Origin of the sequence: Achromobacter aegrifaciens (assembly GCF_902859735.1) — a bacterium.
GTDB lineage: Bacteria > Pseudomonadota > Gammaproteobacteria > Burkholderiales > Burkholderiaceae_B > Achromobacter > Achromobacter aegrifaciens.
Genome location: NZ_CADIJY010000005.1, coordinates 266,985 through 288,401, shown reverse-complemented (window position 1 = coordinate 288,401; position 21,417 = coordinate 266,985). Strand labels below are relative to the sequence as shown.

The following is a 21,417-nucleotide window of genomic DNA, read 5'->3' as shown; positions in this document are numbered from 1 at the left end:
CCATTTTGTGGCAAGAGCAACTATGGGAAAAAGAAAGGCGGCCCCCGCCGGAATTCGTACCAGGTTGAACATAGTCGTAGGGCAAAGGCCGTTACCTTTTGCCTGATTAGCCCCGACCAATCGCAGTCGGGAATGGAGAAAACGATGTCGAATTCGACACCCACGCCCGCCGCTCACCGGCTGGGGCTGGTGGGTCGCAAGGTCGGCATGACCCGCATTTTTACCGAGGAAGGTGAATCCATCCCGGTGACCGTGCTGGACGTGTCGAACAACCGCGTGACCCAAGTTAAGTCGCTGGAAACCGACGGCTACGCCGCGATCCAAGTGGCTTATGGCACTCGTCGTGCCTCGCGTGTGGCTCAGCCGCAAACGGGCCACTACGCCAAAGCCGGCGCTGAAGCCGGTAGCATCCTCAAAGAATTCCGCCTTGATCCCGCTCGCGCCGCTGAATTTGCGGCCGGTTCCGTGATCGCCGTGGAATCGGTGTTCGAAGCCGGCCAACAGGTCGACGTCACGGGCACCACCATTGGTAAAGGCTTCGCCGGTACCATCAAGCGTCACAACTTCGGTTCGCAGCGCGCGTCGCACGGTAACTCCCGTTCGCACCGCGTCCCGGGCTCGATTGGTCAAGCTCAAGATCCGGGCCGTATTTTCCCGGGTAAGCGCATGGCCGGTCACCTGGGTGATGTCACCCGCACCGTTCAAAACCTCGACGTCGTTCGCGTTGACGTTGAGCGCGGCCTGCTGCTGGTCAAGGGCGCTGTCCCCGGCCACGCTGGCGCCGACATCGTCGTGCGCCCGGCCATCAAGGCCCCGGCCAAGAAGGGAGCGTAAGTAAATGGATCTCAAGCTCCTGAACGACCAAGGTCAGGCCGCTGCTACGTTCAGCGCACCGGACACCATCTTCGGCCGTGACTTCAACGAAGCGCTGATTCATCAGATCGTGGTGGCTTTCCAAGCCAACGCCCGTTCGGGTAACCGCGCTCAGAAGGATCGCACTGAAGTCAAGCACTCGACCAAGAAGCCCTGGCGCCAGAAGGGTACCGGCCGCGCTCGCGCCGGTATGACTTCGTCGCCGCTGTGGCGTGGCGGTGGTCGGATTTTCCCGAACTCGCCCGAAGAGAACTTCAGCCAGAAGGTCAACAAGAAGATGTACCGCGCCGGGATCCGTTCGATCCTGTCGCAGCTCGCTCGCGAAGACCGCATCGCCGTCGTCGAATCGTTTGATCTGGCATCGCCCAAGACCAAGGACGCAGCTGCCAAGCTGAAGAGCCTGGGCCTGGACTCGGTCCTGATCATCACCGACAGCGTTGATGAAAATGTTTACCTCGCCACCCGCAACCTGCCGCACGTTGCTGTTGTCGAGCCCCGTTATGCCGATCCGTTGTCGCTGGTCCACTACAAGAAAGTGCTGATCACCAAGCCGGCCATCGCTCAACTCGAGGAGATGCTGGGATGAACGCTGAACGCTTGATGCAAGTCATTCTGGCCCCGATCGTGACCGAAAAGGCCACCTTCGTTGCCGAGAAGAATCAGCAAGTCGCTTTCCGTGTCGTGGCTGACGCTACCAAGCCGGAAATCAAGGCTGCCGTCGAACTGCTCTTCAAGGTGCAGGTCGAGTCCGTGCAGGTCCTCAACCGTAAGGGCAAAGTCAAGCGCTTTGGCCGATTCGTTGGCCGTCGTCGCAATGAGCGCAAGGCTTACGTGTCGCTCAAGGACGGCCAGGAAATCGACTTTGCGGAGGTGAAGTAAATGGCCCTCGTAAAAGTTAAGCCGACTTCGGCTGGCCGCCGTGGCATGGTGAAGGTTGTCAGCCCGAACCTGCACAAGGGTGAGCCCTACGCGCCGCTGCTGGAAAAGAAGACCCGTGGTTCTGGCCGTAACAACAACGGTCACATCACGATCCGTCATCGTGGCGGTGGCCACAAGCAGCACTACCGCGTCGTCGACTTCCGTCGCGACAAGGATGGCATCCCGGCAAAGGTCGAGCGTCTGGAATATGACCCCAACCGTACGGCGCACATCGCTCTGCTGTGCTACGCCGACGGCGAACGTCGCTACATCATCGCTCCGCGCGGTCTGGAAGTTGGCGCCACGCTGCTGTCGGGCGTCGAAGCCCCGATCCGCGCTGGCAACACGCTGCCGATCCGCAACATCCCGGTGGGTACGACGATTCACTGCGTCGAAATGCTGCCTGGCAAGGGTGCCCAGATGGTCCGTTCGGCCGGCGCTTCCGCCGTCCTGCTGGCTCGCGAAGGCATCTACGCTCAAGTGCGTCTGCGCTCGGGTGAAGTCCGCCGTGTGCACATCGAATGCCGCGCCACCATCGGTGAAGTCGGTAACGAAGAACACAGCCTGCGCCAAATCGGCAAGGCCGGTGCAATGCGTTGGCGCGGTGTCCGCCCGACGGTTCGTGGCGTTGCCATGAACCCGGTGGATCACCCGCACGGTGGCGGCGAAGGCCGTACCGGCGAAGCACGCGAACCGGTCAGCCCGTGGGGCACTCCGGCGAAGGGTTACAAGACCCGTCGCAACAAGCGGACGAACAATATGATCGTCCAACGGCGCAAGCGCAAGTAAGAGGCGAACACTATGTCACGTTCGATCAAGAAAGGCCCGTTTGTCGATGCTCACCTGATCAAAAAGGTGGACACGGCCGTCGCGGGCAAAGACAAGAAGCCGATCAAGACCTGGTCGCGTCGCTCCACGATCCTGCCCGAGTTCATCGGTCTGACGATCGCTGTGCACAACGGCAAGCAGCACGTTCCCGTTTACATCAACGAGAACATGGTCGGTCACAAGCTGGGCGAGTTCGCGCTGACCCGTACGTTCAAGGGTCACGCCGCGGACAAGAAGGCGAAGAGGTAAGCGATGGAAACTACTGCCATTATCCGTGGGGTTCACATCTCCGCTCAAAAGACCCGACTGGTTGCGGACCTGATCCGCGGCAAGTCCGTCTCGCAAGCGCTGAACATCCTCACCTTCTCGCCGAAGAAGGCGGCCGCCATCCTGAAGAAGGCTGTCGAATCCGCCATCGCCAACGCCGAGCACAATGACGGCGCCGACATCGACGAACTGAAAGTCACCACGATCTTCGTGGACAAGGCTCAGTCGATGAAGCGCTTCTCCGCTCGCGCCAAGGGCCGCGGCAACCGTATCGAGAAGCAGACCTGCCACATCACGGTCAAGGTCGGAGCTTAAGGAGTCACGATGGGTCAGAAAATTCACCCCACTGGGTTCCGTCTCGCGGTCACCCGTAATTGGTCCTCGCGTTGGTTCGCCGACGACAAGGCCTTCGGCTCGATGCTGGCCGAAGACATTCGCGTTCGCGAGTACCTGAAGAAGAAGCTCAAGAGCGCCTCCGTCGGTCGCGTGATCATCGAGCGTCCCGCCAAGAATGCCCGCATCACCGTCTACTCGGCTCGTCCGGGCGTGGTGATCGGCAAGCGCGGCGAAGACATCGAAAGCCTGAAGGCTGATCTGCAGCGTCTGATGGGCGTGCCTGTGCACGTCAACATCGAAGAAATCCGCAAGCCGGAAACCGATGCTCAACTGATCGCCGACTCGATCTCGCAACAGCTCGAGAAGCGCATCATGTTCCGTCGCGCGATGAAGCGCGCGATGCAGAACGCCATGCGTCTGGGTGCCCAAGGCATCAAGATCATGAGCTCGGGCCGTCTGAACGGTATCGAAATTGCTCGCACCGAGTGGTATCGCGAAGGCCGTGTGCCGCTGCACACCCTGAAGGCCAACATCGACTACGGCACCTCCGAAGCCCACACGACCTATGGCGTGATCGGCATCAAGGTCTGGGTCTACAAGGGCGACATGCTGGCCAACGGCGAATTGCCGCCGGAAACCGCTGCCCCGCGCGAAGAAGAACGTCGTCCGCGCCGCGCTCCGCGTGGTGATCGTCCGGACGGTGCTCGCACCGGTCGTCCGGGTGGTCGTGGTCGTGGTGGTCCCCGCAAGGCGGACGCTGCTCCGGCGCCTGAAGGAGAATAACCATGCTGCAACCCTCTCGCAGAAAGTATCGCAAAGAGCAGAAGGGCCGCAACACCGGTCTGGCGACCCGTGGTACCCACGTGTCGTTCGGCGAATTCGGTCTGAAGGCCACCGGCCGTGGCCGTCTGACCGCTCGCCAGATCGAAGCTGCTCGTCGTGCCATCAATCGTCACATCAAGCGTGGCGGCCGTATCTGGATTCGCATTTTCCCGGATAAGCCCATCTCGCAGAAGCCTGCCGAAGTCCGTATGGGTAACGGTAAGGGCAACCCGGAGTACTGGGTTGCTGAAATTCAGCCCGGCAAGGTGCTCTACGAAATGGAAGGGGTTAGCGAAGAGCTCGCGCGTGAAGCTTTCCGCCTGGCCGCTGCCAAGCTGCCGATTTCGACCACGTTCGTCGCGCGTCATATCGGTGCTTAAGGAGTACTAACATGAAAGCTAGCGAACTCCGTTCGAAAGATGCCGCTGAGCTCGGCAAAGAGCTCGAAAGCCTGCTGAAGGCACAATTCGGTCTGCGCATGCAGAAGGCCACGCAGCAACTGGCCAACACCAGCCAGCTGCGCAACGTGCGTCGCGACATCGCGCGCGTTCGTACCTTGCTGACCGAGAAGGCAGGGAAATAAAGATGAGCGAAACTCAAAACACCCAAGTGGCCAAGCGCCAGCGCACGCTGGTTGGCAAGGTCGTCAGCAACAAGATGGACAAGACTGTCGTCGTGCTCGTTGAGCGCCGCGTCAAGCACCCCATCTTCGGCAAGATCATCATGCGTTCCGCGAAGTACAAGGCGCACGATGAATCGAACCAGTACAACGAAGGCGATACGGTTGAAATCGCTGAAGGCCGTCCCATCTCGCGCTCGAAGTCGTGGCGCGTGGTGCGTCTGGTTGAAGCCGCACGTATCATCTAAGTAAAGCAGTACATCGGAACGGCGCGCCGTTCCGATATAAGACGGCAAGGGATCAAACCCTTGCCGTTTTTTTTCGCCCGGATCTTTTGCTTCGAACTCAGGAATCAGGACATCATGCGCGGTTTCATGAATGCGGCGCGGTTTGGCTTGTTGATGGCTTGCGCATGGATGGCGGCGCTGCCGGCCGCCGCTCAGACTGCCGCGCCGTCGGGACAGCAGCCATCGCCGGCGCAGGATCCTGCAGCCCTGGGCCGCGCCTTGCTCGACGCCGGTCCCGATGCCAGGGTACGCATGGACGGCCTGTCGCGCGATCACGCGGCGATCTTCGGCACTGAAGACGCGAATGAGCAGGCCTTGATGGACCAGGATCGGGCCATCGGGGAACGCAGGGAACAGATGCGGATGCTGGAGAAGCTCTTCAGCGAGAAGCCTGCGGCCGGATCGCATCCGCCGACGATGATTCCATTGAAGCCGGGCGGGGACATGACCATGCCGGCTCTGACGCCGACCCCGTCCGGTTCGCAGCTGGACCGCGGCGCCCAGGACACGCGCCGCAGCCTGGATGACATGCAGCGGCGCGTCGACGGATTGCGGCGCGAGGCCGATGCGTTGGGGCAGCGTGGCCGCTGAGGGCCGGCCCCGTCAAGGGCGCCGCGCCAGTTCCCGCAACCGCCCCGCGATTCCCGTCGGGAAGTAATAGACCGACACCACGAACAGGATTCCCAGCCACAACAGCCACCGGTCTGGCTCGAACAGCAGCGCCAACGGTGCCACGCCCGACACCGCGTCGTGGATCACGTGGAGCCCATCTTGCAGATAGCTCTGCGCGAACACGAACAGGCTTGCGCCCACCACGGCGCCGTACATGGTGCCCATCCCGCCGATCACCAGCATCAGCAGAATGTTGAGCATGATCTCGAACGACAGCGAGGTATCCGGGCCGTTGTAGCGCAGCCAGAGCGCGTACATGGCGCCCGCAAGCGTGGCGAAGGCGGCCGCCAGCAGATTGGACAGGCTGCGGTAAAGCACCGTGCGGTAGCCGATGGCTTCGGCGCGGAACGGGTTCTCGCGTATGGCTTGCAACACCCGGCCGAAGGGCGAATTCACGATGCGCAGCAACAGCAGGAACAGCACCACGCAGACCGCCGCGATCAGGTAGTAGGTGATGACGCGGCCGTCCACCGTCACGCCGAAGATTTGCTCCGAGAAAGGCCGGAAGGCCGGCCGCAGCATCTGCGGCACCTTGAAGTTCAGCCCATCCTCGCCACCCGTCAGATCGGACAATTGCGACACCAGCGTCTGGAACGCCGCAGCGACGGCCAGGGTGATCATGGCGTAGAAGATCGCGCGCACGCGCAGGCTGGCCAGGCCGATCAGCAAGGCGAACGCAAGCGATACCACCAGGCCGCCGCCCAGGCCTGCGAACACCGCGGTCCAGCCCGGTTCCATGCGGATGCTGGCGATCGCCACGCCATACGCGCCAATGCCGAAGAACATGGTGTGCGCAAAGCTGACGATGCCGGTGTAGCCCAGCAGCAAGTCATAGCTCGCGACCAGGATCACGAACACCAGGATCTTCGCGGCCACCGCCAGCGACTTGGGACCGGGAAAGAGGAAGGGTGCGGCGGCAAGCAGGGCCACGATGGCGATAAGCGCCAGGGCCAGCAGCGTGCTGCGCGGAGGATCGCCGGAAAGCAGGCGTACGGACATGTCGGCGGTTCCTAGCGATTCGTGACCGGGTACACGCCTTGGGGACGCCACAGCAAGATGGCGACCATCAGCGCGATGTTCGAGAACAGGGCGGCCTTGGGCAGCAGGAAGCCGGTGTAGTTGGCCATCAGCCCCACCAGCAGCGCGCCGATCAGGCAGCCCACAGTGGAGCCCAGGCCGCCGATCATGATGACGATGAAGATCAGCACGTTGACCTGCGCGCCCAGCTGCGGCACGACCGATTGCTGGTACATGCCCCATAGCACGCCGCCCAGTCCCGCCAGCATCGAGCCGGCCACGAACACGCCGACGAACAGATGACGGATGCGGTAGCCCAGGCTTTCCACCATCTCGCGGTCCTCGACGCCAGCGCGGATCAGAAGGCCCAGCTTGGTTCGGTTGAGCAGCCACAGCATGCCGGCCAGCACCAGCAGCCCCGTCAGCAGGGCGACAATGCGGAACTTCTCGATGGCGGCATCGCCCAGCAGGAATGCGCCGCGCAGCGCCTCGGGCAGCGGTAGGGAAATCGTCTGCGGACCCCACAGCATCTTGATGATCTCCTCGCCGATGATCATGCCGCCCATGGTGATGAGGATCTGCTTCAGATGCTGGCCGTAGACAGGCCGCACGATGACGCGTTCGAACGCCAGGCCCACTGCGCCCGCGACCAGCATGCCGACGATCATGGCGGGCAGCACCGCGCCCAGGTTGATCCACAAGCTGCCCGACTGGGTCCAGTCGGCCATGGAGCCCAGCACGGTTGCGGCCATGTACGCGCCGATTGCGATGAACAGGCCGTGGCCGAAGTTCAACACGTCCATCAGGCCGAAGACCAGCGTCATGCCCGAGGCCACGATGAAGATGATCATGCCCATGGCCAGCCCCGCCAGGGTCAGGGTGACCCAGGTGGAGAAGGAACCCACCAGGGGCAGGGCAAGTGCGGCCAGTGCGACCACCAGCAGCACGGGGCGCAGGTCCGCGCGCACGCGCGGCAGCGGGGTATCGAGTTCGAGCGTGCTCATTGATGGCTTCCCAGCGACAGGCCCAAGAGGCGCGTCTGTAGTTCATCGTCCGCGGCCAGTTCGGCCATGCCGCCTGCATGGACGACGCGGCCGTTGTCCATCACGGCGACGTGATCGCCGACCAGGCGCGCGAAGTTGAAGTTCTGCTCGACCAGCAGGATGGTGGTGGACGCCTGCTTCAGTTCAATGAAGGCGTCGATCATGTTCTGGATGATGGCGGGCGCCAGGCCTTTGCTGGGCTCATCCACCAGCAGCAGCCGGCGCGGCTCGATGATGGCGCGCGCCACGGCCAGCATCTGCTTTTGACCGCCCGACAGCTTGCCGGCGGGATGTAGCCAGAACTTCTTCAATGCCGGAAAGAACCCGAAAATCCATTCCAGCCGCGCCGTATCCAGCTGGCTGGCGTTCCTGGCTTGGCGCGCCGCGAGCAGGACGTTCTCCTTCACGGACAGGTCGGCGAAGATGCCCATGCTTTCGGGCACGTAAGCCATACCCATGCGCGCCATGTCGGGCGGCGAGGTGCGCGTGCCCGGGCCGCCGACGGGCGTGCCGTCAAAGCTCACCTGGCCTTGCGATGCGCGCCACAATCCCATGATGGTGCGCAGCGTGGTGGTCTTGCCGGCGCCGTTGCGGCCCAGCAGCATGGTCACGGCCGCCGGCGCGACAGCCAGGTCCACGCCGTGCAGGATGTGGTACGCGCCGATGTGGGTGTGCACGTTCTTCAATTCCAGCAACGCCTGCGTCATGCCGCCTTCTCCGCCGGGCTCACGCCCAGATAGGCCTGCTGCACGATGGGCGAGGCGATCACCGCCGCCGGGTCGCCGTCGGCCATCAGCTGGCCGTTGTGCAGCACCACGATGCGGTCCGCCAGTTCGCGCACCACGTCCATCTTGTGCTCCACGAGCAGAATCGTTTTCGTCGGATCGTTCTTGAGTTCGCGGATCAGGTCCAGCACGACGGGCACGTCGTCCACGCTCATGCCTGCCGTCGGTTCGTCGAACATGAAAACCTGCGGCTCCAGCGCGATCAGCATGGCGATCTCCAGCTTGCGCTGGTCGCCGTGCGGCAAGTCGGCGGCAGGCTGGTCACGGCGCGCGGACAGGCGGGTGCGTTCCAGCAGCGCGTCGGCGCGTTCGATCAGGCCCCGGTCGTCGCTCCAGGTGCGCCAGAACCGGATCTGGCGCCAGCTCATGCCTTGCTGGCGCGATTGCAGGGCCAGGCGCACGTTCTCATGCACGCTCAGGCGCGGGAACAGCTGGGTCAGCTGAAAGGCACGCCCCAGTCCCGCATGCATGCGCGCGGGGGCGGCCAGCGGGGTCAGGTCGCGCCCGTTCAGGCGCACCGTCCCGGCGCTGGCGCGCAGCTGCCCGGAAATAAGGTTGAAGTAGGTGGTCTTGCCCGCGCCGTTTGGGCCGACTATGGCGGTCAGGGTGCCAGGCGCAAAGCTGCAGCTGACTTCATTGACCGCCACGTGTCCGCCGAAACGGATCGTGAGCGATTGGGTTTCCAGCATGGATGGGCTACGCGCTCAGCGTTTGTTCTGGATTGGCACCGACATCTGGTCCGGCGTGATTTCCTTGACCAGATCCTGCACGGCCCACGGCACCGACGGATCGTTCTTGATGCGGAAGTGGTACATGGACTGCATGGCCTGGTGGTCCTCGGGGCGGAAGGTCATCTTGCCCTTGGGCGTCTCGAAGCTCATGCCTTCCATGGCCTTGATCAGCGTGTCGGTATCGGAGTCGCCCTTGGTCTTGGCCAGCGCGGTGGCGATGGCGATGCCCGAGGCCATGCCACCTGCGGTGAAGAAGTCCGGCGGCTGGCCGTAGCGCTTCTGGTGTTCCGCCACCAGCCAGTCGTTGATCGGATTCTTGGGGATGCCGTAGTAGTAGTAGGTGGCGCCTTCCATGCCCGCCAGCGACTTCAGCGGCGTCATCGCGGCCAGCGTGTTGCCGCCCGTGGCGATCTCGATGCCGAAGCGCTTGGGGTCCAGGTCGGCGATCTTGAACGGGTTGCCCGCGCCCGCCCACAGGATGAAGATGATCTTGCGGCCCGGCTTGTCCTTCAACGCATCGAACAGGCGCTGCGCGCCGGCGGTGAAGTCGGTGGCGTTGGCGGGCAGGTATTCCTCGTGCACGATCTTGGCGTTCTTCAAGGCGCCCTTGAACGCCTTCACGCCGTCGCGGCCGAAGGCGTAGTCCTGCGCCAGCATGGCGATCGAGGTGCCGGCCTGGTCGAAGGCGACCGCGTTGGCGATAGCGTCCTGCGACGAATTGCGGCCGGTGCGGAAGATGTACTTGTTCCACTTGTCGCCCGTGATCGAATCCGCCACCGCGGGTTCGACCAGCAGGATCTTTTCGTACTCCTCGGCGATGGGCAGCATCGCCAGCGCGACGCCGGAAGAGGTGGGGCCGACGGCGATGTCGGCGTTGTCGTCCGCGTAGGCCGAGGCCAACTGCGCGCGCGCCACGTCGGGCTTGCCCTGGTTGTCCTTTTCGATCACGCGGATCTTGCGCCCGGCGACCGTCATGGTGCCTTGCGTCGCATATTCCAGCCCCAGCATCAGGCCGTTCTGGGTTTGCTTGGCGTAGGCCTCCAGGGGGCCGGTCTTGTCGTAGACGTGGGCGACGACGAAGTCTTTCGCCGCGATGGCGGAATTCATGCAGAGGCCGGCGAGCGCGGCGAGCAGGACGCGTTTCATGGGTATCTCCTGTTATTGGGGGCGGTCAGCCGCCGTGTGGTCCGGCGTGGCAAGGAACTGGCGGATGGCGTCGATCTGCGCAGCGACATTGAGAGCAGGGGCGTGGCCGCAATCGGGGAAGTCGATGCGCTGCGCGCGCGGCCCGCGGCGGGTCATGGCGTCGGCGACTTCGGGCAGCAGCAGGTCCGAATCGGCGCCGCGCAGCAACAGCAGCGGCATGCGCAGCGAGTCGTAACCATTCCAGCGGTCGTAGTCCCGCGGGTGGTTGCTGAACTGGCCGACGATGGCCGGATCGTAGTGCAGGGTGATCCGGCCGTCCGGCAGCCGGCGCACGGATGTTTCTGCCATACGGCGCCATTGCTCGTCGCTCTGCCAGCCGTAGGGCTTATAGGCGACGCGCAGCCAGGCTTCGAGTTCGGTGACCGTATCGAAGGCCGGCGGCGCGCCGACATAGGCCACGATGCGGTCGATGGCGGCCTGCGGCAGTTCGGGCCCGATGTCATTGACGACCAGGTGCGAGATCCGGTCGCGCAGGGTCGTGGCGGCAGCGTGCATGCCGGTGGCGCCGCCCATGGACGTTCCCACCCAGCGCACGCGATCCAGCGACAGCCCGTCCGCCAGGGCGCGGGCCAGCGTTGCATAGAAGTCGAGCTGGTATTCGGCGACCGGGTCGGGGCTCCATTGCGACAGGCCGCGGCCGATCGCGTCCGGGCAGATGATGCGGTAGTCGTCCGCCAGCGCCTGCGCCAGGTCGTCGAAGTCGCGGCCAGTGCGGGCCAGGCCATGCCACATGATGACGGGGGGCGCGTCCGCGGCGCCCCATTCGGTGTAATGCAGCTCGCGGCCTGCGCAGCGCAGATAGCGCGAAGCCGGCGCGTGGCGGCCGGCTGGTGCGGGCGCTGGTGCCATGAGTCTCCTCCCGGGTTGTCCAGGTTGTGTGCTTATCGGGCTGAATATAGACTTGCGCCAAGCGCGCCTTCAAGGCGCCGGACACCCCGCAGCAGGGTGAGTCAAGAATATGTAGACGCAGGATCACGAGCGCCCGGCCGCGGCGCAGGCGTCCAAGGAGACCGAACCATGTCCGATACGGAATTCGCCATTTCGGCCAGCGCTGGCGCTGACCGGCGCGACGAATGGCGCGCGGCGTTGTCGCACGCGTTCGGTCCCTTCGAGGTGCATGGCGGCCGGCCCGACAATTTCGCCGGACATGTGCGCTACGCGCGGCGGGGCAGCCTGCAGTTCAACGACCTCCATTACCAGGGACAGAAGCTGGAGCGCACCGCCGGCAACGTGTCGCGCCTGGATCAGGAGTTCTATACCTTCGGTCTGCCGCTGGCGGGACCTCTGGTTGTGCAGCAGCAGGGGCGGGAGTTCCAGGTCGAACCCGGCTGCGTCTATCTGATGAACCAGAGCCTGCCCTACCAGGCCACGGCACAGGGCGCTGCGGGGTACCGCAGCCTGAGCGTGTCTTTTCCGCGCAGCGCGCTATTGCAGCGCGATTCCCGCGTCGGCGCCTTCTACAAGCTGCGCGTCGACGACGGTTCGCCGCGCGGCGCTTTGCTGGCCAGCTACATGGACCACTTGTTCAAAGGCGTGGACGGCTGGTCGGATGTCGAGGCGGCGGAACTGGGCGAGCGCCTGATCGACCTGATCGTGCTGTTTGTGGTGCAATCAGGGCAGGGGCATGCATCGGAGTCGGACAGCAGCGTCACGCTGGCGCATCGGCAGCGCGTGCTGGCCTACATCCGCCAGCATTTGGCGGATCCCGCGTTGTCCCCGCAGCAGGTGGCGCAGGGCTGCGGCTTGTCGGTGGCCTATCTGCATCGCATCCTGCGCGCGGGCGGCCTGTCGGTGGAATCCTTCATCTTCGACCAGCGGCTCGACAAGTGCCGCGAGCTTTTGTTGAGCCCGCAGCACAGCCACCGCAGCATTGCCGAACTGGCCTATCAGGTGGGTTTCTCGCACCCCTCGCATTTCAGCCGACTGTTCAAGCGCCGGTTTGGCATGACGCCGCGCGATTTGCGGGCAAGTTCCTGAGCGGCCTTCTGTCGTGGACATCCCGGCCCGGTTCTCCAGGCATGAGGCAAAACAAAGCCCCGCAGAAATCCTGCGGGGCTTTGTTGTCACTGCCAGGTCAGATGTGCGTGATGAACTTCGTGACCAGGTAGCCGTCGAACGTTTCCAGACCGCCTTCGCTGCCGATGCCGCTGTCCTTGATGCCGCCGAAGGGCGTCTCGGCCAGGGCGCTGCCGAAGTGGTTGATGTTGACCATGCCGGCCTCAAGGCCGTTGGAGACCTTGGTGGCCGTCTGCAGCGAGTTCGTGAACACGTAGGACGACAGGCCGAAGGGCAGGCTGTTCGCGCGGCGCAGCACTTCATCGGTATCCGTGAAACGGACCACCGGCGCGACCGGGCCGAAGGGCTCCTCGGTCATCAGCATGGAGTTGTCGGGCACTTCGGTCACGACCGTGGGGGCGAAGAAGAAGCCCTTGCGGTCCAGCGGGCCGCCGCCGACCACCACCTTGCCGCCGTGCTTCTTGGCGTCGTCGATGAAGGCGCTCATGGCGGGGACGCGGCGCTCGTGCGCCAGCGGGCCCATGTCGGTGCCGGCTTCCAGGCCGTCGCCGACCTTGATGTTCTTCAGCACTTCGGAGAAGCGCGCGAGGAACTGCTCGTAGGCGCCGTTCTGGACATAGAAGCGGGTCGGCGACACGCACACCTGGCCGGCGTTGCGGACCTTGAACTTGGCCAGCATGGTGGCGGCGCGGTCGATGTCGGCGTCGTCGAACACCAGCACGGGCGAGTGGCCGCCCAGTTCCATGGTGACGCGCTTCATGTGGGCGCCGGCCAGCGCGGCCAGCTGCTTGCCCACCGGCACGGAGCCGGTGAACGACACCTTGCGCACGATGGGCGAGCGGATCAGGTAGTCGGAGATCTTGGCGGGTTCGCCCCAGACGATGTTCAGGCAGCCCTTGGGCAGGCCGGCGTCGTGGAACATGCGCGCAATGGCCATGACGGCGCTGGGCGAGTCCTCGGGACCCTTCAGCACTACCGTGCAGCCGGCGCCGATGGCGGCGGCGATCTTGCGGATGGCCTGGTTGTACGGGAAGTTCCAGGGCGTGAACGCGGCGCAGACGCCGATGGGTTCGCGCACCACGATCTGGCGCACGTCAGGATTGCGCGGCGGGACAACGCGGCCGTAGATGCGGCGGCATTCCTCGGCGTGCCAGTCGGCGTGTTCGGCGCAGGAGGTGACTTCGCCCACGGCTTCGGCCAGCGGCTTGCCCTGGTCCAGCGTCATGTTGCGGCCGATTTCCTGGGCGCGTTCGCGCGACAGCGTCGCAACCTTGCGCAGGATGGCCGAGCGGTCCATGGGAGAGGATTTCTTCCACGACTCGAACGCGCGCTGGGCGGCGGCTAGCGCGCGATCCAGATCCGCTTCGGTGGCGTGGGGCAGCTGGCCGAGAACTTCCAGCGTGGCCGGGTTGATGACGTCCTGGGTGCGCCTGCCCTCTCCGGCGACGAATTCGCCGTCGATATACAGCGCCAACTGTTCATACATGCCTGTCTTCCCTTGCGAAATAGGAGTGGATAGCGATCACTGTCGCCCACGCCAGTCTAAACCAGCTTGTCCGCGGCGGGGAGGGCCAATGCCCGGCGGCGCCTTGGAGCCAATCTGCTGGCGCAAGTCTTGCGTGCCCGCGCCGGCATGGACAAAATGGTGCATCTTTGGCTGTCTATCCGGCTACCTATTGTGCAACCCCTCGATGCGCGTCCGCCCAGCAAGCCCAGTTTCTACTCGCGCACCTTTTTCCGTTTCATAGACTGGTTGCGCAACCGGATCGCCCAGGCCTCGCTGGTCGGCGACCGTCCCATTTTCGACAATGGCCAGTTTCCCTGGGTCGCCGCGCTCGAGGCCCAGGCGCCCGCCATCCGCGCCGAGTTGGCCGGCCTGCTCTCCGAACGCCAGCACCTGCCCGCCTTCCATGAAATTTCTCCCGACGTGGGCCAGATCACCTCGGACGATCAATGGAAGACTTTCGTCTTCATGGGCTACGGCCTGCGCTCCGAGCGCAATCTGGCGCGCTGCCCGGCGACCGCCCGGGCGCTGCAGGGAATCCCGGGCATCCGCACGGCGTTCTTCTCCATCCTGGAGGCCGGCAAGCGCATCCCCCTGCACACGGGGCCGTACAACGGCGTCCTGCGCCTGCACCTGGGACTGGTGGTACCGGAACCGGCCGAGCAATGCTGGATCGAGGTCGGGGGCGAGCGTTACAGTTGGCGCGAAGGGCAGGCGGTGGTGTTCGACGACCTGTACCCGCACCAGGTCCATAACGACACCGCCGGACTGCGCGCCGTGCTCTTCGTGGACTTCGAGCGTCCCTGCCGCGCTCCGGTAAAATGGCTCAACCGCCTGGTGCTCATGGCTGCCCCCTTCACGGACGAAATCCGTCGCGGCAAGGCCAACCACGATGCCTGGGAGAAGGGCTACTACCGCCAGAAATAGGGGGCGGATAGCCTCGGTTCACCCCGGTCAAGGGGAAAGCGTGGCTTTTGTGGGTTATCCACACAAAGTGCTTGCGCTCAAAAATTAACCACGTTAGAATTATCAGCTTTCCCAGATTGTCGATCGAGTTGGCCCGCGCCTATGCAGGTTAGCCCGACGTGTTGGGGGAATACCCGCAGGATTTCAACCCAGGGTCGTTGCGTTGCCAACCAGTTGCGTGAGTAGGGCGAAAGCTCCAGACATGCCAACACAAAAGCAGGGCGGCAGACCTGACGGGACCAAAACTGGCAGGAATTGCAGTGTTCCCTTGTTGGGAAAACCGTATTTCCAGTTAAGTTGGAACAGGAAAAATCATGATCCAAATGCAGACCACGCTGGATGTGGCCGATAACACTGGTGCGCGTCATGTCATGTGCATTAAGGTGCTCGGTGGCTCCAAGCGCCGTTATGCCGGTATCGGCGACATCATCAAGGTGAGCGTCAAAGATGCGGCTCCGCGCGGACGCGTCAAGAAAGGCGAAATTTACAATGCCGTGGTGGTTCGTACCGCCAAGGGCGTGCGCCGTAAAGACGGTTCGCTGATTCGTTTCGGTGGCAATGCCGCCGTGTTGCTCAACGCCAAGCTGGAGCCCATCGGCACCCGCATCTTCGGACCCGTTACGCGTGAACTGCGTACCGAGAAGTTCATGAAGATCGTGTCGTTGGCCCCGGAAGTGCTGTAAGGAGCCCTACGATGAACAACATTCGTAAAGGCGACGAAGTCATCGTCCTGACCGGCCGCGACAAGAAGCGTCGCGGTACCGTGCTGGCGCGCGTCGATGCCGACCACGTTCTGGTCGAAGGCGTCAACGTCGTCAAGAAGCACGTGAAAGCCAACCCGATGGCTAACAACCCGGGCGGGATTGTCGAAAAGACCATGCCGATTCACATCTCGAACGTCGCGCTGTTCAACCCGGCCACCGGCCGTGGCGATCGCGTCGGCGTGCAAGAAGTCGAAGGCCGCAAGGTTCGCGTGTTCCGTTCCAATGGTGCCGTTGTCGGCGCCAAGGCGTAAGGGGCGATAGACATGTCTCGTTTGCAAGATCTCTACAAGAGCAAGGTCGCTGCCGACCTGCAAGCCAAGTTTGGCTACAAGAGCACGATGGAAGTGCCGCGCATCACCAAGATCACCCTGAACATGGGTGTGTCGGAAGCGGTGTCGGACAAGAAAGTCATCGAGCACGCTGTTGGCGACCTGACCAAGATCGCCGGCCAGAAGCCCGTCGTGACGAAGACCAAGAAGGCTATCGCCGGGTTCAAGATCCGCGAAAACTACCCGATCGGTTGCATGGTCACGCTGCGCGGTCAACGCATGTACGAATTCCTGGATCGCCTGGTGGCGGTTGCGCTGCCTCGCGTGCGCGACTTCCGCGGCATCTCGGGTCGTGCGTTCGACGGCCGTGGCAACTACAACATCGGGGTGAAAGAGCAGATCATTTTCCCCGAAATCGAGTACGACAAGATCGACGCGCTGCGTGGGCTGAACATCAGCATCACCACCACCGCGAAGACCGACGAAGAAGCCAAGGCGCTGTTGACGGCCTTCAGCTTCCCGTTCCGTAACTAAGGGGCTGATGACGTGGCTAAACTTTCCCTCATCAATCGCGACATCAAGCGCGCCAAGCTGGCTGACAAGTTCGCCGCCAAGCGCGCTGAGTTGAAGGCGATCATCGACGACCAGTCGAAGACCGACGAAGAACGTTACCAAGCTCGGCTCAAGCTGCAACAGCTGCCGCGCAATGCCAACCCGACGCGTCAACGTAACCGTTGCGTGGTCACCGGTCGTCCGCGCGGCGTGTTCCGCAAGTTCGGCCTGACGCGCCACAAACTGCGTGAAATGGCGATGAAGGGTGAAATCCCCGGCATCACCAAGGCCAGCTGGTAGGAGAAACAATATGAGCATGAGCGATCCCATCGCCGATATGCTGACCCGCATTCGCAATGCGCAGCAAGTGGACAAAGTTACGGTGAGCATGCCCTCCTCGAAGCTGAAGGCGGCCATTGCCGCTGTGCTGAAGGACGAAGGCTACATCGACAGCTTTGAAATCAAGGGCACCCAGGCCAAGCCTGAGCTCGAGATCACCCTGAAGTACTACGCTGGCCGTCCGGTCATCGAGCGCATCGAACGCGTTTCGCGCCCCGGTCTGCGTATCTACAAGGGCCGTACCAGCATTCCTCAGGTCATGAACGGCCTGGGCGTGGCTATCGTTTCGACCTCGCGCGGCGTCATGACCGACCGTAAGGCTCGCGCCAACGGCGTCGGCGGCGAAGTGCTGTGCTACGTGGCCTAAGGAGAAATTCGAATGTCACGTATCGCTAAGTATCCGGTCGAACTGCCCAAGGGTGTTGAAGCCAACATCCAGCAGGATCAGATCACCGTCAAGGGCCCGCTGGGCTCCCTGACCCAAGCCCTGACCGGCGACGTCACGATTGCGTTGGACAACGGCAAGCTCACGTTTGCCGCCGCCAACGACAGCCGTCACGCCAACGCCATGTCGGGTACCGTGCGCGCTCTGGTGGCCAACATGGTCACGGGCGTGAGCAAGGGCTTCGAGCGCAAGCTGACCCTGGTCGGCGTGGGTTACCGCGCATCGATCCAAGGCGACGCCGTTAAGCTGCAGCTCGGTTTCTCGCACGACGTTTTGCACCAGTTGCCGGCCGGCATCAAGGCCGAGTGCCCGACCCAGACGGAAATCGTCATCAAGGGCGCCAACAAGCAAGTCGTCGGTCAGATGGCCGCTGAAATCCGCGCGTACCGCGAACCCGAACCCTACAAGGGCAAGGGCGTGCGTTACTCGGACGAACGCGTCGTCATCAAAGAAACCAAGAAGAAATAACGGCGCACGCAAGGACGAATCATGGACAAAAAAGTTTCCCGTTTGCGTCGTGCGGTTCCGACCCGCCGGAAGATCAACGAGCTGCGCGTTCATCGCCTCTCGATTTTCCGCTCGAACCAGCACATCTACGCCAACATCATTTCGCCGGAAGGCGATCGCGTTTTGGTCAGCGCCTCGACGGTCGAAGCCGAAGTGCGCGCGCAACTGTCCGGCCAGTCCGGTCAGGGCGGCAACAAAGCCGCTGCGTCGCTGGTCGGCAAGCGCGTGGCCGAAAAGGCCAAGGCTGCCGGTATTGAACTGGTCGCTTTCGATCGCTCGGGCTTTCGTTACCATGGCCGCGTGAAAGCGCTGGCCGATGCCGCGCGTGAAGCCGGCCTGAAGTTCTAAGCGAGGATCTGTCAAATGGCTAAAGTACAAGGCAAGAACGCCGCGGAAAAAGAGAACGATGACGGCCTCCGCGAAAAGATGATCGCGGTCAACCGCGTGAGCAAAGTGGTCAAGGGTGGTCGCACCATGAGCTTTGCCGCGCTGACCGTGGTTGGCGATGGCGATGGCCGCATCGGCATGGGTAAGGGCAAGGCGCGTGAAGTGCCGGTGTCCGTTCAGAAGGCTATGGAACAGGCCCGTCGCGGCATGTTCAAGGTCGCTCTGAAGAACGGCACGCTGCACCACACCGTGGTTGGCAAGCATGGCGCCGCTACCGTGCTGATCTCGCCCGCTGCTGAAGGTACCGGCGTTATCGCCGGCGGCCCGATGCGCGCTATTTTTGATGTGATGGGTGTGCGTAACGTGGTTGCCAAGAGCCTGGGCTCGAGCAACCCCTACAACATGGTTCGCGCCACGTTGAACGGCCTGCGCGCCTCCATGACCCCGGCTGATGTTGCTGCCAAGCGCGGCAAGTCGGTCGAAGAAATCCTGGGGTAAATCATGGCTCAGAAGCAGATCAAAGTGACCCTCGTGCGCTCGGTGATCGGTACCAAGCAATCGCACCGTGACACGGTTCGCGGTTTGGGCTTGGGCCGTATCAACAGCAGCCGCGTGCTGGTCGATACGCCCGAGGTGCGTGGGATGATCCGTAAGGTGGATTATCTCGTTTCCGTCTCGGAAGCCTAAGGAATCACCATGTCGGATATGCAACTTAATTCGCTGAAGCCCGCTGAGGGCAGCAAGCACGCCAAGCGCCGCGTCGGCCGTGGCATCGGTTCGGGTCTGGGTAAGACCGCCGGCCGTGGTCACAAGGGTCAGAAGTCGCGTTCGGGCGGTTTCCATAAGGTTGGCTTCGAAGGCGGTCAAATGCCGCTGCAGCGTCGCCTGCCCAAGCGTGGTTTCACCCCGCTCGGTCAGCACCTGTACGCCGAAGTCCGTCTGTCGGACCTGCAAGCCCTGCCCATCGACGAAGTCGACGTGCAAGTGCTGAAGGCCGCTGGCGTGATTGGCCAGGCGGTTCGTTTCGCCAAGGTCATCAAGTCGGGTGAACTCTCGCGCAAGGTCGTGCTCAAGGGCATTACCGCGACGGCCGGCGCTCGCGCCGCCATCGAAGCCGCGGGCGGCTCGCTTGCTTGATCACGAGGTGACGAGTGGCTAACGCGCAGGCATTGGGCAAAACCGGAGCACGGTACGGCGATCTGAAGCGCCGCCTCGTGTTCCTGGTGCTCGCCCTGGTGGTTTACCGTTTGGGTACACACATCCCCGTGCCGGGCATCAACCCGGATGCGCTGGCGGACTTGTTCCGTCAGAACCAGGGCGGGATCCTGGGCCTGTTCAACATGTTCTCGGGCGGGGCGCTCTCGCGCTTCTCGATTTTTGCCCTGGGGATCATGCCGTACATTTCGGCATCCATCATCATGCAGCTTATGTCTGTGGTGGTGCCGTCGCTGGAATCGCTCAAGAAAGAGGGCGAAGCCGGCCGTCGGAAGATCACCCAATACACCCGCTACGGCACGGTCGTGCTGGCGCTGGTGCAGGCTGTGGGCATTTCGGTAGCGTTGGAGTCCCAGCAGGGACTGGTGATCGATCCGGGCATGCTGTTCCGCTTTACGACCGTCGTGACCTTGGTCACCGGCACCATGTTCGTCATGTGGCTGGGTGAGCAAATCACGGAACGTGGTCTGGGCAACGGGATTTCCATCCTGATCTTCGCAGGTATCGTTGCGGGTCTGCCCGCGGCGCTGGCTGCACTGTTGGACCTGGTCCGCACCAACTCGATGTCCGTGCTTTCGGCACTGTTCATCGTGGCTCTGGTGGTGCTGGTTACCGCTTTTGTGGTGTTCGTGGAACGCGGACAGCGCAAGATCACGGTGAACTACGCCAAGCGTCAGGTCGGCAACAAGGTCTACGGTGGTCAAAGCTCGCATTTGCCGCTGAAGCTGAACATGGCAGGGGTGATTCCGCCGATCTTCGCATCGTCGATCATTCTGTTCCCGGCCACGATCACGAGCTGGTTCTCCAGCAGTGAGAACATGCGCTGGCTTAGCGACCTGGCTGCGGCCCTGTCGCCTCGTCAACCGCTCTACATCACGCTGTACTCGGTCGCGATTATTTTCTTCTGCTTTTTCTACACGGCTCTGGTGTTCAACAGCCGCGAAACGGCGGACAACCTGAAGAAGAGTGGTGCGTTTGTTCCGGGCATCCGTCCGGGCGAACAAACAGCGCGCTACATCGACAAGATCCTGATGCGTCTGACGCTCGCAGGTGCCATCTACATCACGTTGGTGTGCCTGTTGCCGGAATTCTTGGTGATGCGCTGGAACGTTCCTTTCTACTTCGGTGGTACGTCCCTGTTGATTATTGTGGTGGTGACGATGGATTTCATGGCGCAGGTTCAGGCCTACATGATGTCTCACCAGTACGACTCGTTGCTCAAGAAGGCTAACTTCAAGGGCGCGGGTTTGCCGATGCGGTAAGCAAAAGAATGTCCAAGGACGACGTCATTCAGATGCAAGGTGAGGTTCTTGAGAACCTCCCGAACGCGACATTTCGCGTCAAGCTCGAAAACGGCCACGTGGTGTTGGGCCATATTTCCGGCAAGATGCGTATGCATTACATCCGGATCCTGCCGGGTGACAAGGTCACAGTGGAGCTCACGCCCTATGACCTGACGCGAGCCAGGATAGTTTTCCGCTCCAAATGAGCGGAACCGGATTACGGAAAATTAGGAGTCAACCATGAAAGTAATGGCATCGGTTAAGCGGATCTGCCGCAACTGCAAAGTTATCAAACGTCACGGCGTGGTGCGCGTTATCTGCACCGACCCGCGTCACAAGCAGCGTCAAGGCTAACTCGGGTTAGCGACTACGCAACGGATTTATTCAAGGAACAGTCATGGCCCGTATTGCTGGCATTAACATTCCGCCGCAACAGCACGCCGAGATCGGCCTGACCGCCATTTTTGGCATCGGTCGTACGCGCGCTCGCAAGATTTGCGAAGCGGCAAACGTACCCTTTGACAAAAAGGTCAAGGATCTGAGCGACGCTGAATTGGAACGCGTCCGCGAACATGTTGGTTTGTTCACGGTTGAAGGCGACCTGCGTCGTGAAGTACAGCTCTCGATCAAGCGTTTGATCGACCTGGGAACCTACCGCGGCATGCGTCACAAGCGCGGTTTGCCCGTGCGCGGCCAGCGCACTCGCACCAACGCCCGCACCCGTAAGGGCCCGCGTCGTGCTGCTGCGTCCCTGAAGAAATAATCG

At 62.7% G+C, this 21,417-nt stretch carries 34 protein-coding genes; 27 read left to right on the top strand and 7 right to left on the bottom strand.

Features of this window, described 5'->3' with window-relative positions; genetic code table 11:
• Positions 1-144: 144 nt before the first annotated feature.
• The 11 genes from rplC (at position 145) to HV766_RS17400 (ending at position 5,541) form a co-directional block, all read left to right on the top strand.
• Complete coding sequence (gene rplC / locus HV766_RS17450; RefSeq protein WP_008168945.1) at positions 145-834, top strand: 50S ribosomal protein L3; 690 nt, start codon at positions 145-147, stop codon at positions 832-834.
• A gap of 4 nt (positions 835-838) precedes the next feature.
• Positions 839-1,459: a 50S ribosomal protein L4 gene (gene rplD / locus HV766_RS17445; protein ID WP_013397019.1), complete on the top strand. Its 621-nt coding sequence runs from the start codon at positions 839-841 to the stop codon at positions 1,457-1,459.
• Positions 1,456-1,752 carry a 50S ribosomal protein L23 gene (gene rplW / locus HV766_RS17440; protein ID WP_006216557.1) on the top strand — a complete coding sequence of 99 codons (297 nt, stop codon included), beginning with the start codon at positions 1,456-1,458 and terminating at the stop codon, positions 1,750-1,752. Before rplD ends, rplW begins: the two co-directional genes overlap by 4 nt.
• Positions 1,753-2,580 carry a 50S ribosomal protein L2 gene (gene rplB, locus HV766_RS17435; RefSeq protein WP_054457285.1) on the top strand — a complete coding sequence of 276 codons (828 nt, stop codon included), beginning with the start codon at positions 1,753-1,755 and terminating at the stop codon, positions 2,578-2,580. It abuts the gene before it with no gap.
• A gap of 12 nt (positions 2,581-2,592) precedes the next feature.
• Positions 2,593-2,868, top strand: a complete 276-nt coding sequence (gene rpsS / locus HV766_RS17430; protein WP_006216555.1) for a 30S ribosomal protein S19 — start codon at positions 2,593-2,595, stop codon at positions 2,866-2,868.
• A 3-nt stretch (positions 2,869-2,871) separates the two neighbouring features.
• The gene (gene rplV, locus HV766_RS17425) at positions 2,872-3,201 is read left to right on the top strand and encodes a 50S ribosomal protein L22 (RefSeq protein ID WP_043541551.1); all 330 of its coding nucleotides are present in this window, start codon (positions 2,872-2,874) and stop codon (positions 3,199-3,201) included.
• Between the two features lie 9 nt (positions 3,202-3,210).
• Positions 3,211-4,005, top strand: coding sequence for a 30S ribosomal protein S3 (rpsC, locus tag HV766_RS17420; RefSeq protein WP_042795906.1), 795 nt, complete (start codon positions 3,211-3,213; stop codon positions 4,003-4,005).
• A 2-nt stretch (positions 4,006-4,007) separates the two neighbouring features.
• Positions 4,008-4,424, top strand: coding sequence for a 50S ribosomal protein L16 (gene rplP / locus HV766_RS17415; RefSeq protein ID WP_006389610.1), 417 nt, complete (start codon positions 4,008-4,010; stop codon positions 4,422-4,424).
• Between the two features lie 11 nt (positions 4,425-4,435).
• The gene (rpmC, locus tag HV766_RS17410) at positions 4,436-4,627 is read left to right on the top strand and encodes a 50S ribosomal protein L29 (protein ID WP_003806912.1); all 192 of its coding nucleotides are present in this window, start codon (positions 4,436-4,438) and stop codon (positions 4,625-4,627) included.
• 2 nt (positions 4,628-4,629) lie between these two features.
• The gene (rpsQ, locus tag HV766_RS17405) at positions 4,630-4,911 is read left to right on the top strand and encodes a 30S ribosomal protein S17 (protein WP_006216549.1); all 282 of its coding nucleotides are present in this window, start codon (positions 4,630-4,632) and stop codon (positions 4,909-4,911) included.
• Between the two features lie 114 nt (positions 4,912-5,025).
• A complete protein-coding gene (locus tag HV766_RS17400) occupies positions 5,026-5,541 on the top strand; it encodes a hypothetical protein (protein ID WP_175160065.1) in 516 nt (171 codons plus the stop codon).
• A gap of 12 nt (positions 5,542-5,553) precedes the next feature.
• Here the strand turns inward: HV766_RS17400 and HV766_RS17395 are convergent, their stop codons facing one another.
• Genes HV766_RS17395 through HV766_RS17370 form a run of 6 tightly spaced genes read right to left on the bottom strand, consistent with a single transcriptional unit; the run spans position 5,554 to position 11,253 of the window.
• A complete protein-coding gene (locus tag HV766_RS17395) occupies positions 5,554-6,621 on the bottom strand; it encodes a branched-chain amino acid ABC transporter permease (protein WP_054457281.1) in 1,068 nt (355 codons plus the stop codon).
• Between the two features lie 11 nt (positions 6,622-6,632).
• A complete protein-coding gene (locus HV766_RS17390) occupies positions 6,633-7,643 on the bottom strand; it encodes a branched-chain amino acid ABC transporter permease (protein ID WP_054457279.1) in 1,011 nt (336 codons plus the stop codon).
• Complete coding sequence (locus tag HV766_RS17385; RefSeq protein WP_175181593.1) at positions 7,640-8,389, bottom strand: ABC transporter ATP-binding protein; 750 nt, start codon at positions 8,387-8,389, stop codon at positions 7,640-7,642. Before HV766_RS17385 ends, HV766_RS17390 begins: the two co-directional genes overlap by 4 nt.
• Complete coding sequence (locus tag HV766_RS17380; protein ID WP_054457275.1) at positions 8,386-9,156, bottom strand: ABC transporter ATP-binding protein; 771 nt, start codon at positions 9,154-9,156, stop codon at positions 8,386-8,388. Before HV766_RS17380 ends, HV766_RS17385 begins: the two co-directional genes overlap by 4 nt.
• Before the next feature lie 15 nt (positions 9,157-9,171).
• Positions 9,172-10,344, bottom strand: coding sequence for a substrate-binding domain-containing protein (locus tag HV766_RS17375; RefSeq protein ID WP_119449747.1), 1,173 nt, complete (start codon positions 10,342-10,344; stop codon positions 9,172-9,174).
• A gap of 12 nt (positions 10,345-10,356) precedes the next feature.
• A complete protein-coding gene (locus HV766_RS17370) occupies positions 10,357-11,253 on the bottom strand; it encodes an alpha/beta fold hydrolase (protein WP_054457271.1) in 897 nt (298 codons plus the stop codon).
• 168 nt (positions 11,254-11,421) lie between these two features.
• On the opposite strand from HV766_RS17370, the gene HV766_RS17365 reads away from it, so the two are divergent.
• Positions 11,422-12,381 (top strand): AraC-like ligand-binding domain-containing protein, encoded by a 960-nt coding sequence (locus HV766_RS17365; protein ID WP_175181592.1) that lies wholly within the window; start codon positions 11,422-11,424, stop codon positions 12,379-12,381.
• Between the two features lie 97 nt (positions 12,382-12,478).
• Here HV766_RS17365 and HV766_RS17360 read toward each other — a convergent pair whose 3' ends face one another.
• Positions 12,479-13,906 (bottom strand): NAD-dependent succinate-semialdehyde dehydrogenase, encoded by a 1,428-nt coding sequence (locus HV766_RS17360; protein ID WP_054457266.1) that lies wholly within the window; start codon positions 13,904-13,906, stop codon positions 12,479-12,481.
• 192 nt (positions 13,907-14,098) lie between these two features.
• Between HV766_RS17360 and HV766_RS17355 the strand changes: the two genes are divergently transcribed.
• The 15 genes from HV766_RS17355 (at position 14,099) to rpsM (ending at position 21,414) form a co-directional block, all read left to right on the top strand.
• Positions 14,099-14,851 (top strand): aspartyl/asparaginyl beta-hydroxylase domain-containing protein, encoded by a 753-nt coding sequence (locus HV766_RS17355; protein ID WP_125470774.1) that lies wholly within the window; start codon positions 14,099-14,101, stop codon positions 14,849-14,851.
• Between the two features lie 353 nt (positions 14,852-15,204).
• A complete protein-coding gene (rplN, locus tag HV766_RS17350) occupies positions 15,205-15,573 on the top strand; it encodes a 50S ribosomal protein L14 (protein WP_006216531.1) in 369 nt (122 codons plus the stop codon).
• An 11-nt stretch (positions 15,574-15,584) separates the two neighbouring features.
• Positions 15,585-15,905, top strand: a complete 321-nt coding sequence (gene rplX, locus HV766_RS17345; RefSeq protein ID WP_006389623.1) for a 50S ribosomal protein L24 — start codon at positions 15,585-15,587, stop codon at positions 15,903-15,905.
• 12 nt (positions 15,906-15,917) lie between these two features.
• Positions 15,918-16,457, top strand: a complete 540-nt coding sequence (gene rplE / locus HV766_RS17340) for a 50S ribosomal protein L5 (protein WP_054457265.1) — start codon at positions 15,918-15,920, stop codon at positions 16,455-16,457.
• Positions 16,458-16,469: 12 nt separating this feature from the next.
• Complete coding sequence (rpsN, locus tag HV766_RS17335) at positions 16,470-16,775, top strand: 30S ribosomal protein S14 (RefSeq protein WP_006216527.1); 306 nt, start codon at positions 16,470-16,472, stop codon at positions 16,773-16,775.
• 10 nt (positions 16,776-16,785) lie between these two features.
• Positions 16,786-17,181, top strand: coding sequence for a 30S ribosomal protein S8 (rpsH, locus tag HV766_RS17330; RefSeq protein ID WP_006216525.1), 396 nt, complete (start codon positions 16,786-16,788; stop codon positions 17,179-17,181).
• A 12-nt stretch (positions 17,182-17,193) separates the two neighbouring features.
• The gene (rplF, locus tag HV766_RS17325) at positions 17,194-17,727 is read left to right on the top strand and encodes a 50S ribosomal protein L6 (protein ID WP_054457262.1); all 534 of its coding nucleotides are present in this window, start codon (positions 17,194-17,196) and stop codon (positions 17,725-17,727) included.
• 21 nt (positions 17,728-17,748) lie between these two features.
• Positions 17,749-18,114, top strand: a complete 366-nt coding sequence (rplR, locus tag HV766_RS17320; protein WP_054457260.1) for a 50S ribosomal protein L18 — start codon at positions 17,749-17,751, stop codon at positions 18,112-18,114.
• Between the two features lie 15 nt (positions 18,115-18,129).
• Positions 18,130-18,651 carry a 30S ribosomal protein S5 gene (gene rpsE / locus HV766_RS17315; protein ID WP_013397003.1) on the top strand — a complete coding sequence of 174 codons (522 nt, stop codon included), beginning with the start codon at positions 18,130-18,132 and terminating at the stop codon, positions 18,649-18,651.
• A gap of 3 nt (positions 18,652-18,654) precedes the next feature.
• On the top strand, positions 18,655-18,840 hold the full coding sequence (gene rpmD / locus HV766_RS17310; protein ID WP_006216520.1) for a 50S ribosomal protein L30: 186 nt from the start codon (positions 18,655-18,657) through the stop codon (positions 18,838-18,840).
• Between the two features lie 9 nt (positions 18,841-18,849).
• Positions 18,850-19,290 carry a 50S ribosomal protein L15 gene (rplO, locus tag HV766_RS17305; protein ID WP_059379401.1) on the top strand — a complete coding sequence of 147 codons (441 nt, stop codon included), beginning with the start codon at positions 18,850-18,852 and terminating at the stop codon, positions 19,288-19,290.
• Positions 19,291-19,304: 14 nt separating this feature from the next.
• Positions 19,305-20,630, top strand: coding sequence for a preprotein translocase subunit SecY (secY, locus tag HV766_RS17300; protein ID WP_013397001.1), 1,326 nt, complete (start codon positions 19,305-19,307; stop codon positions 20,628-20,630).
• Positions 20,631-20,638: 8 nt separating this feature from the next.
• Positions 20,639-20,857, top strand: a complete 219-nt coding sequence (gene infA / locus HV766_RS17295; protein WP_003806927.1) for a translation initiation factor IF-1 — start codon at positions 20,639-20,641, stop codon at positions 20,855-20,857.
• A 34-nt stretch (positions 20,858-20,891) separates the two neighbouring features.
• A complete protein-coding gene (gene rpmJ / locus HV766_RS17290) occupies positions 20,892-21,005 on the top strand; it encodes a 50S ribosomal protein L36 (protein ID WP_003806928.1) in 114 nt (37 codons plus the stop codon).
• Between the two features lie 43 nt (positions 21,006-21,048).
• Positions 21,049-21,414: a 30S ribosomal protein S13 gene (gene rpsM, locus HV766_RS17285; protein ID WP_008168996.1), complete on the top strand. Its 366-nt coding sequence runs from the start codon at positions 21,049-21,051 to the stop codon at positions 21,412-21,414.
• Positions 21,415-21,417: the final 3 nt, after the last annotated feature.